This is a genomic window from Tabrizicola caldifontis (assembly GCF_004762095.1).
GTDB lineage: Bacteria > Pseudomonadota > Alphaproteobacteria > Rhodobacterales > Rhodobacteraceae > Tabrizicola > Tabrizicola caldifontis.
This window is the reverse complement of the sequence record NZ_SIJH01000012.1, coordinates 25,970-39,993: the sequence shown is the minus strand read 5'-3', so window position 1 is coordinate 39,993 and position 14,024 is coordinate 25,970. Positions and strand designations below refer to the sequence as shown.

Here is a 14,024-nt window from a genome sequence, read left to right as displayed (position 1 = left end):
AGGAGGGGCAAGATGGACCTGATCGACACGCACCAGCACCTAATCCTGCGCGACCGCATCGGCTATGCCTGGACCGGGGAATTCCCGATCCTTGCGGGAGACTTCACGCGCGAGGACTATGCAGGACTGGTCGCCGGCAAGGGCGTGGGGGCCACGATCTTCATGGAAACGGGTGTCGATGACGCCGACTACCAGGCCGAGGCGCGCATGGTGGCCGACATGATCGGCACCAGTGTCGGTGGCGTGCCCATGCTGGGCCAGATCGCCTCGATCCGCCCGGAATGGGATGATGGTTTCGACGCCTGGCTGGAAGAGGCGCAGGGCCTGGGCGTTGTAGGTTTCCGGCGTATCCTGCATGTGGTTCCTGACGATGTGTCGCTTGCCGAGACCTTCCGAAGAAACCTGCGCAAGATCGGTCGAGCCGGCTACAATTTCGACCTGAACTTCCTGTCGCGGCAACTGATCCCGATCGGGGTGCCGCTGCTGAAGGCTTGCCCCGACCAGCCCTATACACTGGACCATTGCGGGGTGCCGGACGTGGCCGCCGGCGACTGGGAGGTCTGGAAGGCCGGCATCGACGCCTTCGCTGCCTTTCCGAACGTGGTGGTCAAGCTGTCGGGCATCACGACCTACTGCGCGCCCGGCACGGCTTCGGTCGCGCTGATCCGTCCCTATGTCGATTACCTGCTGGAAGCCTTCGGCCCCGACCGCATGCTCTGGGGCGGGGACTGGCCGGTGGTGAACCTGGGCGCCGGCCTGCCCGGCTGGATCGACATGACGCGGGAACTGCTGTCCGGTCTCAGCGAGGCCGAGCAATACGCCATCGCACAGGGCACGGCCCGGCGCGTCTATGGTGTCTAGGACGGTGCCTCGCTTGCCCCCCTTGGCGGCTGCGCCCCCTTGTTCGGGTGACAGCCGCCAAGAATGACGAAGCCATCGACGAGCGCGCCGCCAGGTCACGCGCTGCCGATCTTTCCGGCTGGTCAGGGCGGGCGTTCTTCGCTACTCTGACAGAAAGACCCGGGGGCTACATCCGGGCTTCAGGCAGAGCAGACGTGACAGGCGGGTTCCCATGACTGAGATGGTCTATGGCTCCAATCCCGTGCGGGTGACCGAACCGGTCCTTCCGCGCTGGTGGCGGACGATCGACATATGGACGCTGACTTCGGTCTTCGTCCTGTTCGGAATCGGCTTGCTTCTGGCCCTTGCCGCCTCGGTCCCGCTGGCCACCCGCAACGGGTTGGAACCGTTCTACTATGTCCAGCGCCAGGCCTTCTTCGGCGGGATCGCGCTGGTGGTGATGATCGCCATCTCGATGATGTCGCCCGCGATGGTCCGGCGTCTGGGAGTGCTGGGGTTCGCCGTCTCGCTGGTCGCGCTGATGCTGCTGCCGCTGTTCGGCACCGATTTCGGCAAGGGCGCCGTGCGCTGGTTCTCGTTCGGCTTCGCCAGCGTGCAGCCGTCCGAGTTCCTGAAGCCCGGTTTCGTCATCGTCACCGCCTGGCTGATCGCTGCGGCGCAAGATCTGAACGGTCCGCCGGGCAGATCGATCTCATTGGCGTTGACCCTGGTCGTCGTGGCCTTCCTCGCCATGCAGCCTGACTTCGGCCAGTCGGCGTTGATCCTCTTTTCCTGGGGCGTGGTCTATTTCGTCGGCGGCGCGCCGATGACGCTGATTGCCGTGGTGGGCGGCATCGTCGGCCTGGCTGGGCTGGTCTTCTATGAATCCTCGGAACATTTTGCGCGCCGGATCGACGGCTTCCTTTCGCCAGAGGTCGATCCGCGCACCCAGCTCGGCTATGCCGCGAACGCAATCCAGGAAGGCGGTTTCTTCGGCGTCGGTGTCGGCGGCGGTCAGGTGAAGTGGTCGCTGCCCGATGCCCATACAGACTTCATCATCGCGGTGGCGGCCGAGGAATACGGGCTTATCCTCGTCCTGTTCATTCTGGCGCTCTACGGGGTGATCGTTGTGCGCTCGCTGCTGCGGATGCGGCATGAGCGCGACCCCTTCGCCAGGCTGGCAGGGGCGGGGCTGGCCTGCATCTTCGGTGTCCAGGCCATGATCAACATGGGCGTCGCGGTGCGTCTGCTGCCTGCAAAGGGTATGACCTTGCCCTTTGTCAGCTACGGCGGATCCTCTGTCATCGCGGCCGGCATCACCATGGGCATGCTTTTGGCGCTGACCCGCCAGCGCCCGCGCGGCCAGATCGAAGACGTGTTCCGGCGGGGGCGCTGATGCGGTCCAGGGCATCAAGCAACCGGTTCCCTGCGCCCGCATCCCTGGTTGCGGCACCGGGCAAACGGGGAAGGAACGGTGCGCCTCCCTCCCCTCTCCCTGGGGGAGGGATGGGCTGTGGGGGCTTCGGCACTTGTCTGCACGAGGCGCCGAGATGAGCGCCCCGCTTCTTCTGATCGCCGCAGGCGGAACGGGCGGGCACATGTTCCCTGCCCAGGCCCTGGCAGAGGCGATGCTGGCGCGCGGCTGGCGGGTGAAACTGTCCACCGACGACCGCGGCGCGCGTTACGCCGGCGGTTTTCCCAAGGATGTCAGGATCGAACGCGTGGCCTCTGCAACCTTCGCCCGTGGCGGAGCAGCGGCGAAACTGCTGGTGCCCTTCCGCATCGCCGGCGGTATCCTGGGTGCGCTATGGTCTCAGCTGCGAGACCGGCCCTCGGTCGTGGTGGGCTTTGGCGGCTACCCCTCGATCCCCGCGTTGTCGGCAGCCTGGCTGCTGCGCCGGCCCCGCATGATCCACGAACAGAACGGTGTGCTGGGGCGTGTGAACCAGATCTTTGCCCGCCGCGTTCAGAAGGTCGCCTGCGGCACCTGGCCCACCGCACTGCCGGCGGGCGTGACGGGCGAGCCCACCGGCAACCCGGTGCGCCAGGCCGTGCTTGAACGGGCTGCTGCGCCCTATATCCCACCGGGCGACTATCCCATGTCGCTCTTGGTGATCGGCGGCAGCCAGGGTGCGCGCATCCTGTCCGATGTGGTGCCCGCCGCCGTGGCGGCGCTGCCCGAACCCCTGCGTGCGAACCTGCGTATCGCCCATCAGGCCCGCGACGAGGATGCCGCCCGTGCGGCCCAAGGCTACGAAGCCGCCGGCGTGCGCGCCGAGATCGCGCCCTTCTTTCCAGACATCGCCCGCCGGCTGTCCGAGGCGCAGCTGGTCATCAGCCGTTCGGGTGCATCGTCGGTGGCCGACATCTCGGTGATCGGGCGTCCGGCGATCCTGATCCCCTTTGCAGCTGCCACCGGCGACCACCAGACAGCCAATGCCAAGGGGCTGGTCGAGGCCAGCGCCGCCGTGATGATAGCGGAAAAGGCACTTGACGCCAGCACGCTTGCGGGCCACATCGCCGCGATCCTGGAAGACCCGGCCCGCGCCGAAAGCATGGCGCAGGCCGCGCTGGCCGTGGCCCGGCCAGATGCCACGGCCAGGCTGGTGGCGCTGGTCGAAGACTTAGGCGGAGAGACCCGATGAATGCAGCGACCAAACTGCCGCTGGAGCTTGGCCCCATCCATTTCGTCGGCATCGGCGGCATCGGCATGTCGGGCATCGCCGAGGTTCTGATGACGCTGGGCTACCGGGTGCAGGGGTCGGATGCGAAGGCCTCGAAGATCACCGACCGGCTGGTGACGCTGGGCGCGACCTTCTTCGAGGGCCAGCGGGCCGAGAACATCGGCGACGATGTGGCGGTGGTGGTGATCTCGTCGGCGATCAAGAAGGGCAACCCCGAACTGGAGGAAGCCCGCCGCCGCAAGCTGCCGGTGGTGCGCCGGGCCGAGATGCTGGCGGAACTGATGCGGTTGAAGTCGAACATCGCCATCGCCGGGACGCATGGCAAGACGACGACGACGACGATGGTGGCGACGCTTCTGGACCGGGGCGGGTTCGATCCGACGGTCATCAACGGCGGGGTGATCCATGCCTATGGCTCGAACGCGCGGGCCGGGGCAGGGGAGTGGATGGTCGTCGAGGCGGACGAGAGCGACGGCAGCTTCAACCGCCTGCCCGCAACCATCGCTATCGTGACCAACATCGACCCCGAGCACATGGAGCACTGGGGGACCTTCGACAATCTGCGCAAGGGGTTCCTGGATTTCGTCTCGAACATCCCGTTCTACGGGCTGGCGGTCTGCTGCACGGATCACCCCGAGGTGCAGGCGCTGGTCGGCCGTGTGACCGACCGTCGGGTCGTGACCTTCGGCTTCAACGCCCAGGCCGATGTGCGCGCGGTCAACCTGCGCTATGAAAACGGCACGGCGCATTTCGACATCGCACTTCAGGCCGAGGGCGGGATGATCGAGGGCTGCACCCTGCCGATGCCGGGCGACCACAACGTCAGCAATGCGCTGGCGGCGGTGGCAGTCGCGCGGCATCTGGGGATGAAGAAGGACGAGATCCGCGAGGCTCTGGCGGGCTTTGCGGGCGTCAACCGCCGCTTCACCAGGGTCGGCGAGGTGAACGGCGTCACCATCATCGACGACTACGGCCACCATCCGGTCGAGATCGCCGCCGTGCTGAAGGCCGCGCGGCAGGCGACCAAGGGGCGGATCATCGCGATCCATCAGCCGCACCGTTATACCCGCCTGTCGAACCTGTTCGAGGACTTCTGCACCTGCTTCAACGAGGCCGACGTGGTGGCTATCGCCGAGGTCTATGCCGCGGGCGAGGATCTGATCCCGGGTGCCTCCCGCGATGATCTGGTGGCGGGCCTCATCGCTCACGGCCACCGCCACGCCCGCGCGCTGCTGGACGAGGCCGACCTTGCGCGGCTGGTCAAGGAACAGGCGCGGCCGGGTGACATGGTGGTCTGCCTGGGCGCGGGCACGATCAGTGCCTGGGCCAATGCGCTGCCCGCCAGACTGCTGGAACAGGCCGCATGACGGGGCGCAGGACTTTTCTGAAGATCTTGCAAGTTCCTTTGAAGGAATCATACCTCTTGATGACCGGGGGGCAAGGCGCATGAGTGCGCCGCTGATCCTCGGCGCCCTCTGGGTCATTGCTGCGGCCCTGACCGCCATGCTGCCGATGCGGCGGCAGACGGTTCCCGGTCTGGCGCTTCTTCTGGCGGCACCGGTGCTTCTGGCATGGATTGCCCGCACCCATGGCTGGCCGTGGCTGGCGCTGGGGCTTCTGGCTTTCCTGCCGATGTTCCGCAATCCGCTGCTGCATTTCATGCGCCGCGCGCTGGGCCGCCCTGCGCCTGTGCCGAAGGGGCCGGAAAAGTGATGCTTCCGCTGGCCCTTTGCCTTGTCTGGCTGATCGCGGCAAACGTGATCGCCATGTTCCCCTCGCGCGATTACCACTGGCGTGCGGCCTATGTGCTTATCGCCATCGGCGTGCCGCTTCTGGGCTGGGTGACCTATGTTCACGGGCCGATCGTGGGCATGGTTTTGCTTGCCGCGGGCGCCTCGATCCTGCGTTGGCCTGTCGTTCATCTGTGGCGCTGGCTGCGCCGCCAGCAGGGCTAGCCCGGTGTTCGGGCGCGAGGACGAGCTTCTGCGCCTCGTATTCGCGCTCGGGCTGGGCATGACATTTCTGTCCGCGTTGCTTACCTGGGTTGCCGCCTGGCGCTATGGACGCAGGCGTGCCCTTGTCGTGCCGGTTCTGGCTTTGGTCGCGGTGGCGGTTCTGGCTCTTCGGGGGCAGGGGCTGGACGCAGGGCAGGCGACGCAGACCATCGCCTTTGCCATGGTCTTTGCCGGCCCCGCAGTCGCCGGGGCGCTACTGGGGCTGGGACTGTCTGCCCTTGCCCAACGCCATCCCGCCAGGGCCATCAGACAGGTGGCGCCCGAAGATGACCCGTCCTGTCAGGTGTTGTCGCCTCGTCAGGCCGGACCCGGCGAGGAGTGACGAAGCCCCGGCGGGCGCTCTCGGCAACGCCCTGCGCGCCTGCCGGATCAGCCCGAAACCGGACCTTGCGGGGCGGCCCCGATCCCGGATACCACCCCTTCATGACCTTGCTTCCTACCCCCCGCGGCACCCTGACGGCGAACCGCCCGCTTTCCGACCTGACCTGGCTGCGTGTCGGGGGACCGGCCGACTGGCTGTTCCAGCCGGCAGACGAAGCCGATCTGGCTGCCTTCCTCGCCGCACTTGCTCCCTCGGTCCAGGTCTTTCCGATGGGCGCAGGCTCGAATCTCATCGTACGTGACGGTGGCATTCGCGCAGTGGTGATCCGTCTGGGGCGCGGCTTCAACGGTATCGCCATAGAGGGCGACCGTGTGACCGCAGGCGCCGCCGCGCTGGATTCGCATGTGGCCCGCCGCGCGGCCGAGGCGGGGCTGGACCTGACCTTCCTGCGCACCATACCCGGCAGTATCGGCGGCGCAGTGCGGATGAATGCCGGGTGCTACGGCAGCTATGTGGCAGATGTTCTGGAAGAAGTCCGCATCATCACCCGCGACGGGCGAACGGAAACCGTTCCTGCCAGCGCGTTGAACCTGCGCTACCGGCAAAGCGACCTGCCCGAGGGCGCCGTCATCGTCTCGGCCACCTTCCGCGCCGGCCGGCAAGACCCGCAGGCGTTGCAGGCCCGCATGGCCGAACAGATCGCGAAACGCGACGCGAGCCAGCCCACGAAGGAACGCAGCGCCGGATCGACCTTCCGCAATCCGGCCGGCTTCAGCTCGACCGGGCGCGCCGACGACACGCACGAGCTGAAGGCCTGGAAGGTGATCGACGAGGCGGGCATGCGTGGCGCGCGCCTGGGCGGGGCGCAGATGTCCGAAATGCATTCGAATTTCCTGATCAACGCCGGTGGCGCCACAGCGGCCGATCTGGAAAATCTGGGCGAGGAAGTGCGAAAAAAGGTTTTCCAATCAAGCGGCATCACGCTAGAGTGGGAAATCATGCGGGTCGGAGAACACCCGCTGGACTAACAAGATCACGGGTCACAAAAGACCTGGATGAGGCAGAGATGGCGGGCGCATCGAGCAAGGTGGCCCCCCGGGTGGCAGTGTTGATGGGTGGCCCTTCCGCCGAGCGGGAGGTGTCCCTTGTCTCCGGGCGCGAATGCGCCGCGGCGCTTCGGGTGGCCGGATATGAGGTGGTCGAGGTCGATTGCGGCCCCGATCTGCCCCTGCGACTTGCCGAGATCCGGCCGGACGTCTGCTTCAACGCACTGCATGGCCGCTGGGGCGAGGATGGCTGCGTCCAGGGCCTGCTGGAATGGCTGCGGATCCCCTATACCCATTCCGGTGTGCTGGCCTCGGCGATGGCCATGGACAAGGCGCGAACCAAGCAGGTCTATGCCGCCGCTGGCCTGCCCGTGGTGAAAAGCGTTCTGGCCAGCCGCGACGCTGTCGAGGCCGGGCATGTCCTGCCGCCTCCCTATGTAGTGAAGCCGAACAACGAGGGTTCTTCTGTCGGCGTCTACATCGTCCGCGAAGGCTCGAACGCCCCCAGACTGTCGACTTCGATGCCGCAGATGGTGATGGTGGAAACCTACGCGCCGGGTCGCGAGCTGACGACCACGGTGATGGGCGACCGGGCGCTTGGGGTTACTGACATCATCACCGACGGCTGGTATGACTACGACGCGAAATACAAGCCCGGCGGCAGCCGCCACGAATGCCCAGCGAAGATCCCGACCGAGATCGAGGCTGCCTGCCTGGACTATGCACTGCGCGCGCACCGCGCACTGGGCTGCCGCGGGGTCAGCCGCACCGATTTCCGCTGGGATGAGGCGCGCGGCCTTGCGGGCCTGATCCTGCTGGAGACGAACACCCAGCCCGGCATGACCCCCACCTCGCTTGCCCCGGAGCAGGCGGCGATGCAGGGGATCAGCTTCCCCGATTTCTGCGCCTGGATGGTGAGGGACGCCTCATGCGATCGCTGATCGCCCGCCGCGCGCAGGCCATTGTGCGCCGCGACCCGGCGCCGTCGAAATGGGCCTATCGCGCGCAGCGTTGGATGTTGACCCCTTACGTGCGCAGCTTCCTGCGCACCGGTCTTCCGCTTCTGGTAGTGGTTGGCGCCGGGGCGGCCTGGCTAAGCCACGAGCCGAACCGCACGGCGCTGGTCACCCAGTTGACCCATCTGCGTCAGGAATTCGAATCCCGTCCGGAATTCCGCGTCTCTCTTGCCCGGATCGAAGGTGCCTCTCCCGAACTGGCAGAGGCAGTGCGCGACCGGCTGGGGCTGCAACTGCCGATTTCGTCCTTTCACATCGACCTGGAAGCCGCGCGTGCCCGGATCGAGGCTTTGGATGCCGTGCTGCGCGCCGATCTTCGGGTGCGGGCGGGGGGCGTGCTTCAGATCACGATCACCGAACGCGTGCCCGTCGCCGTCTGGCGCACCGAGGCGGGGCTGACGCTGGTTGACGAGACCGGCCACCGTGTTGCGGGACTTCTGTCGCGCAGCGACCGGCCCGACCTGCCCCTGGTCGCAGGCGAGGGGGCCGACCGTGCCATGCCCGAGGCGCTGGCCCTTTTTGACGCCGCGGGGCCGCTGCTGCCCCGCATCCGCGGGCTTGTCCGTGTGGGCGAACGCCGCTGGGACGTGGTGCTCGACCGTAACCAGCGGGTGCTGCTGCCCGAAAGAAACCCTGTTCAGGCGCTGGAACGCCTGCTGGCTCTGGATCATGTCCAGGACATCATGAACCGCGACATCCTGACCGTGGACCTGCGGTCGGACCATCGCCCGACCCTGCGCCTGACCCCAAACGCCCTTGCCGAGCTGCGCCGCGCGCAAGGCATCGAAACCATGGAGAACGAACTGTGACCGATCTCTATACTTCGCAACGCGCCATGCGGAACATGCGTCGGGCCGCCATGCAGCGCGGCGTGATTGCCATTCTTGACGTGGGCACCTCGAAAATCGCCTGCCTGATCCTGCGTTTTGACGGGCCCGAGCGCCTGCGCGAACAGGATGGGGTGGGGCCGATGGCCGGTCAAAGCCAGTTCCGCGTGATCGGCGCGGCAACCACCCGGTCGCGCGGGGTGCGCTTCGGCGAGATCGCCGTGATGAACGAGACGGAACGCGCGATCCGCACCGCGGTGCAGGCGGCGCAGAAGATGGCCAATGTGCGGGTCGATCACGTCATCGCCTGCTTCTCGGGCGCCGAGCCGCGAAGCTATGGCCTGGCGGGCGAGCTCGACCTGCACGACAGTGTCGTCACCGAACAGGACGTAAGTCGTGTGCTCGCAGCCTGCGACGTGCCCGACCTGGGCCCCGGGCGCGAGGTGCTGCACGCACAGCCGGTGAACTTTGCGCTTGACCACCGCTCGGGCCTTGCCGATCCGCGCGGCCAGATCGGGCACCGGCTGGCGGTGGACATGCACCTTCTTTCGGTTGATGGCTCGGTGATCCAGAATCTGCTTTACTGTATAAAGCGGTGCGACCTGGAACTCGCCGGCATCGCGTCGTCGGCCTATGTCTCGGGTATCGCTGCCCTGGTCGAGGACGAACAGGAACTGGGTGCCGCCTGCATCGACATGGGCGGCGGTGCGACCGGCATCTCGATCTTCATCAAGAAGCACATGATCTATGCCGACAGTGTGCGCATGGGCGGCGACCATGTGACCTCGGATATTTCAAAGGGCCTTCAGATTCCCCTGTCGGTTGCCGAACGGATCAAGACGCGCCACGGCGGGCTTTATGCCACCGGAATGGATGACCGCGAACTGATCGACATCGGCGGCGACAGCGGCGACTGGGAAAAGGATCGCCGCCAGATCAGCCGGACCGAACTCATCGGCATCATGCGCCCGAGGGTGGAAGAGATCCTCGAGGAAGTCCGCGCCACGCTGGATGCGGCCGGCTTCGACAGCCTGCCCAGCCAACAGATTGTGCTGACTGGCGGCGGCAGCCAGATCCCGGGGCTCGACGGTCTTGCGACGCGCATCCTGGGTCAGCGCGTGCGCCTTGGCCGGCCCCTGCGTGTGCAGGGCCTGCCGCAGGCGGCTACCGGTGCGGCCTTCGCCAGCGCAGTTGGCCTTTGCCTGTTTGCCGCACATCCCCAGGATGAATGGTGGGATTTCGAGATCCCGGCCGAACGTTACCCTGCGCGTTCGTTGCGGCGGGCCGTCAAATGGTTCAAGGACAACTGGTGACCACAACATCCTGTCTTTCCGGCGAAATACCGCTGAAATCAGGGGGGAATCCCCCATATTTTGCGCTGGCGCAGTGTTTTTTGCGTGACGTTTTTCCGGGTTGTGGATAGAATTGCGAATAAATCGGCGGTTTGTGCGCAGGACAGGTGCGCGATGCGCCGGAAAAAGAACAGGCGGCGGACAAGAAACGGACGGGCAAACCCATGGCACTCAATCTGACGATGACTCCGGAGCGTGAAGAGCTGAAACCCCGCATCACCGTCTTCGGTGTCGGCGGGGCGGGCGGCAACGCGGTGAACAACATGATCGACAAGGCGCTGGAAGGCGTCGAATTCGTCGTGGCCAACACCGATGCCCAGGCGCTGCAGCAGTCCAAGGCGCATGCACGTATCCAGATGGGCGTGAAGGCGACCGAGGGGCTGGGTGCGGGGGCCAAGCCCAGCGTCGGTGCCGCCGCTGCAGAGGAGACCATCGAGGAGATCGTCGATCACCTGGCTGGGGCGCACATGTGCTTCATCACCGCCGGGATGGGTGGCGGCACCGGGACCGGTGCTGCCCCCATCATCGCCCAGGCCGCGCGCGAGCTGGGTGTGCTGACCGTGGGTGTTGTGACCAAGCCCTTCCAGTTCGAAGGGGCCAAGCGCATGCGCCAGGCCGAGGAGGGCATCGAGGCGCTGCAGAAGGTCGTCGATACGCTGATCGTCATCCCCAACCAGAACCTGTTCCGGTTGGCGAACGAGCGAACGACCTTCACCGAGGCTTTCGCAATGGCCGATGACGTGCTGTATCAGGGCGTCAAGGGTGTGACCGACCTGATGGTGCGGCCGGGCCTGATCAACCTTGACTTCGCCGACGTGCGTGCGGTGATGGACGAGATGGGCAAGGCGATGATGGGCACCGGCGAGGCGACCGGCGACGATCGCGCGATCCAGGCGGCGGAAAAGGCGATCGCCAACCCGCTTCTCGACGAGATCAGCCTGCATGGTGCCAAGGGTGTGCTGATCAACATCACCGGCGGACATGACCTGACCCTGTTCGAGCTGGACGAAGCCGCGAACATCATCCGCGAGAAGGTGGATCCCGACGCCAACATCATCGTCGGCTCGACGCTGGATACCGAAATGGAAGGCCGAATCCGTGTGTCAGTCGTGGCGACCGGCATCGACGTATCCGCCGCAAGCCGGAGCGACGTGCCGGTGGCGCGCCGGGGCATGGCGGCGCCGCTGACGATGTCGCACCAGGCCCCCGAAGCTCCGCGCGCCGCACCGCAGCCGGTTTCCGTAAGCCCATCCGTCGCCGACCCGAAGCCCGAGTTCGAGGATGAGGTGGATCGCCAGCTTTTCGATGCCGCTGCCTCGCAGGCCGAAATCGCCGCCGAGGATGATGCCCCGGTTGACGACCTGCCGCCTCCGGCCTATCGCCCGCAGCCCGCACCTCAGCCAACCCTGATCCGTTCTACCCCTTCCGCGATCGAGAACGATCCCGCTGTGTTCGTCGCGCCGCGCCCGCGCAGCGCAGCCGGCCAGCCCTCGCCCGAGGCGATTGCCAGGTTGCAGGCGGCGGTCAGCCGCCCGGCACCGACCGCATCCGCCGTGGGGTCGCGTCCTGCTCCGGGGGCGGCATCGGCCGCGGCCGCGAAGCCCCGTTTCGGTATCGGATCCCTGATCAACCGCATGGCCGGGCACTTGGAGCAGGCAAGCCCTGCCGCCGCCCCGGTCAGCCGGCAGCAGCCTCCGGTCACCGCCTATGACGATGACCAGGAGGCCGATAGCGACCGCGACCGGATCGAGATTCCGGCCTTCCTGCGCCGTCAGGCGAACTGAAAAGGCCCGAAGGTGACCCTGCGGAAAGGCCCGGATCTTCCGGGCCTTTCCTTTGTTTTTCAAAGGCTTGCCGCATGTTTCAGGCCTGACACATACCGTCACAAAGAGTGAGTTGAGCTTGTCGGCATGCAAGATTACTTAACGGTCAATCGGTGGCGGGCTATGACCCCGGCACCACAAGAGGTTGGGCAAGACGTGCAGAACACGCTGAAATCTCCCGCTACCTTCATCGGGTCTGGCCTGCACACGGGCGTAGCGGTGCGCATGACCGTTCGCCCTGCGCCGGCGGATCACGGCATCTGGTTTCGTCGCACGGATCTGGGCGGTGCCCTGATTCCCGCGCGCTGGGATGCGGTCGCGCCATCGCGGCTGTGCACCGTGATCCAGAACGCGGACGGGGTTGCGGTCTCGACCATCGAACATGTGATGGCTGCACTGGCCGGTTGCGGCATCCACAACGGCCTTATAGACATCGACGGTCCCGAGGTTCCGATCCTTGACGGCTCGGCTGCGCCCTTTGTCGCCGCGTTCCTGCAGGCCGGGATCGCGGGGCAGGACGCCGCGGTCAGGGCGATCCGCGTCCTGAAGCCGATTGAAGTGCGCGAAGGCGAGGCGGTCGCGCGTCTGGAGCCGGCCGAGATGCTGGAAATCGACTTCAGCATCGATTTCGAGGATGCGGCCATCGGGACACAATCCCGCAGTCTGAACCTTGCAAACGGCGCCTTCGTGCGTGAACTTTCTGACAGCCGCACCTTCTGTCGTCAGGCCGATGTCGATGTGATGCGAGAACGGGGCCTGGCGCTGGGCGGAACGCTGGAAAATGCCGTGGTCTTTGATGGTGACCGGGTTTTGTCGCCCGGCGGCCTGCGCTACGCGGACGAACCCGTGCGGCACAAGATGCTGGATGCAATGGGCGATCTGGCCCTGGCGGGCGGGCCGATTCTCGGTCGATACACCGGCAGCCGCGCGGGTCATGCCTTGACCAACCGCTTACTTCGCGCGCTGTTTGCCGATCCCGCAGCCCATGCCTTTGTTGCGTGCGGGCCGCGCACCTTCGGCAAGCTGCCGGGGGTTGGCGTCCATGTCGGTGACCTGCCTGCGCGGGTCTGACAGAAGATCAGCGAGGCGAAAGTCACGAAAGGCGTTTTGCGCCGCCGATTTTTCTGTGCTAGGACAAGGCAACACCGGGCCGGATCGCCCGGTTGGTAGGATCCAACGGGTATGCCGGGTCGTGGCAAAGGCGCTGGGGCGGCAGGTTTGAACAGGCGGACTATGGCAGGCAGACGGCCCGGCGCGGGGCTTCTTACGGCAGCGATTGTGGTGGCCTTGCTCTCCGGCTGTTCCGGCGGCGGCAGCAACGAACGGCCGCTTGAAAGCTACACCGCAGAGGAAATCTTCAAGAAGGGTGAGCTTGAGCTGGAAACCAGCCGCAAGCCCGACAGTGCGCTGATCTACTTCCAGGAGGTCGAGCGGCTTTATCCCTATACCGAATTCGCCAAGCGCGCGCTGATCATGCAGGCCTATACCCTGCACAAGGCGAAGAAATATCCAGAGGCGCGCGATGCGGCGCAACGCTTCCTCGATTTCTACCCCGGCGATGAAGATGCCCCCTACGCCATGTATCTCATGGCGCTCAGCTATTACGATCAGATTGATGATGTCGGGCGCGACCAGGGGGTCACCTTCCAGGCGCTGAAGGGCATGCGCGACGTGATCGAGACCTATCCCGACAGCGAATATGCCCGCTCGGCGATTCTGAAGTTCGATCTTGCTTTCGATCAGCTCGCCGCCAAGGAAATGGAAGTCGGGCGCTACTATCTGAAGCGCCGCCACTACACCGCTGCGATCAACCGCTTCCGGGTCGTGGTCCAGGATTTCCAGACCACCACCCACACCGCCGAGGCACTGCACCGTCTGGTGGAATGCTATGTTGCGCTGGGCCTGAACGATGAGGCACAGACAGCAGCCGCGATCCTTGGCTACAACTACCAGTCCTCGCCCTTCTACGAGGACAGCTTCCGGCTTCTGAAGGGGAAGGGCCTGGCACCCGAGGCAAAGGGCGATAGCTGGCTGCGCACGGTCTATCGCCAGATGGTGAAGGGCGAGTGGTTGTAGTCATGGTGCGCTGTAGCGCACCC

The 14,024-nt window shown here is 65.9% G+C and carries 14 protein-coding genes; all 14 read left to right on the top strand.

Translation table 11 applies throughout. The annotated features are described in order from the left end of the window. Window positions 1-12: 12 nt before the first annotated feature. Window positions 13-861 carry an amidohydrolase family protein gene (locus EYB42_RS11365; protein ID WP_135450231.1) on the top strand — a complete coding sequence of 283 codons (849 nt, stop codon included), beginning with the start codon at window positions 13-15 and terminating at the stop codon, window positions 859-861. A 211-nt stretch (window positions 862-1,072) separates the two neighbouring features. Further along, window positions 1,073-2,236, top strand: a complete 1,164-nt coding sequence (locus EYB42_RS11360) for a peptidoglycan glycosyltransferase FtsW (RefSeq protein WP_135450230.1) — start codon at window positions 1,073-1,075, stop codon at window positions 2,234-2,236. A gap of 154 nt (window positions 2,237-2,390) precedes the next feature. After that, window positions 2,391-3,485: a UDP-N-acetylglucosamine--N-acetylmuramyl-(pentapeptide) pyrophosphoryl-undecaprenol N-acetylglucosamine transferase gene (locus tag EYB42_RS11355; RefSeq protein ID WP_135450229.1), complete on the top strand. Its 1,095-nt coding sequence runs from the start codon at window positions 2,391-2,393 to the stop codon at window positions 3,483-3,485. Then, window positions 3,482-4,891: a UDP-N-acetylmuramate--L-alanine ligase gene (gene murC / locus EYB42_RS11350; RefSeq protein ID WP_135450228.1), complete on the top strand. Its 1,410-nt coding sequence runs from the start codon at window positions 3,482-3,484 to the stop codon at window positions 4,889-4,891. The genes EYB42_RS11355 and murC overlap by 4 nt, the downstream gene beginning before the upstream one ends. Before the next feature lie 79 nt (window positions 4,892-4,970). Continuing rightward, complete coding sequence (locus EYB42_RS11345) at window positions 4,971-5,237, top strand: DUF2484 family protein (RefSeq protein WP_135450227.1); 267 nt, start codon at window positions 4,971-4,973, stop codon at window positions 5,235-5,237. Then, window positions 5,237-5,479 carry a DUF2484 family protein gene (locus EYB42_RS11340; protein ID WP_135450226.1) on the top strand — a complete coding sequence of 81 codons (243 nt, stop codon included), beginning with the start codon at window positions 5,237-5,239 and terminating at the stop codon, window positions 5,477-5,479. The genes EYB42_RS11345 and EYB42_RS11340 overlap by 1 nt, the downstream gene beginning before the upstream one ends. A gap of 4 nt (window positions 5,480-5,483) precedes the next feature. Next, window positions 5,484-5,861 carry a hypothetical protein gene (locus EYB42_RS11335; RefSeq protein ID WP_135450225.1) on the top strand — a complete coding sequence of 126 codons (378 nt, stop codon included), beginning with the start codon at window positions 5,484-5,486 and terminating at the stop codon, window positions 5,859-5,861. Between the two features lie 107 nt (window positions 5,862-5,968). Next, window positions 5,969-6,889, top strand: a complete 921-nt coding sequence (gene murB, locus EYB42_RS11330) for a UDP-N-acetylmuramate dehydrogenase (RefSeq protein ID WP_135450341.1) — start codon at window positions 5,969-5,971, stop codon at window positions 6,887-6,889. Window positions 6,890-6,927: 38 nt separating this feature from the next. Further along, window positions 6,928-7,848 (top strand): D-alanine--D-alanine ligase, encoded by a 921-nt coding sequence (locus tag EYB42_RS11325; protein WP_135450224.1) that lies wholly within the window; start codon window positions 6,928-6,930, stop codon window positions 7,846-7,848. Beyond that, on the top strand, window positions 7,836-8,732 hold the full coding sequence (locus EYB42_RS11320) for a cell division protein FtsQ/DivIB (protein WP_135450223.1): 897 nt from the start codon (window positions 7,836-7,838) through the stop codon (window positions 8,730-8,732). Before EYB42_RS11325 ends, EYB42_RS11320 begins: the two co-directional genes overlap by 13 nt. Further along, on the top strand, window positions 8,729-10,063 hold the full coding sequence (gene ftsA / locus EYB42_RS11315; RefSeq protein ID WP_135450222.1) for a cell division protein FtsA: 1,335 nt from the start codon (window positions 8,729-8,731) through the stop codon (window positions 10,061-10,063). Before EYB42_RS11320 ends, ftsA begins: the two co-directional genes overlap by 4 nt. 203 nt (window positions 10,064-10,266) lie before the next feature. Next, window positions 10,267-11,886: a cell division protein FtsZ gene (ftsZ, locus tag EYB42_RS11310; RefSeq protein ID WP_135450221.1), complete on the top strand. Its 1,620-nt coding sequence runs from the start codon at window positions 10,267-10,269 to the stop codon at window positions 11,884-11,886. 195 nt (window positions 11,887-12,081) lie between these two features. Beyond that, window positions 12,082-12,996 carry a UDP-3-O-acyl-N-acetylglucosamine deacetylase gene (gene lpxC, locus EYB42_RS11305; RefSeq protein ID WP_135450340.1) on the top strand — a complete coding sequence of 305 codons (915 nt, stop codon included), beginning with the start codon at window positions 12,082-12,084 and terminating at the stop codon, window positions 12,994-12,996. Between the two features lie 162 nt (window positions 12,997-13,158). Continuing rightward, complete coding sequence (locus EYB42_RS11300) at window positions 13,159-14,001, top strand: outer membrane protein assembly factor BamD (protein WP_135450220.1); 843 nt, start codon at window positions 13,159-13,161, stop codon at window positions 13,999-14,001. The last annotated feature ends 23 nt before the right edge of the window (window positions 14,002-14,024 follow it).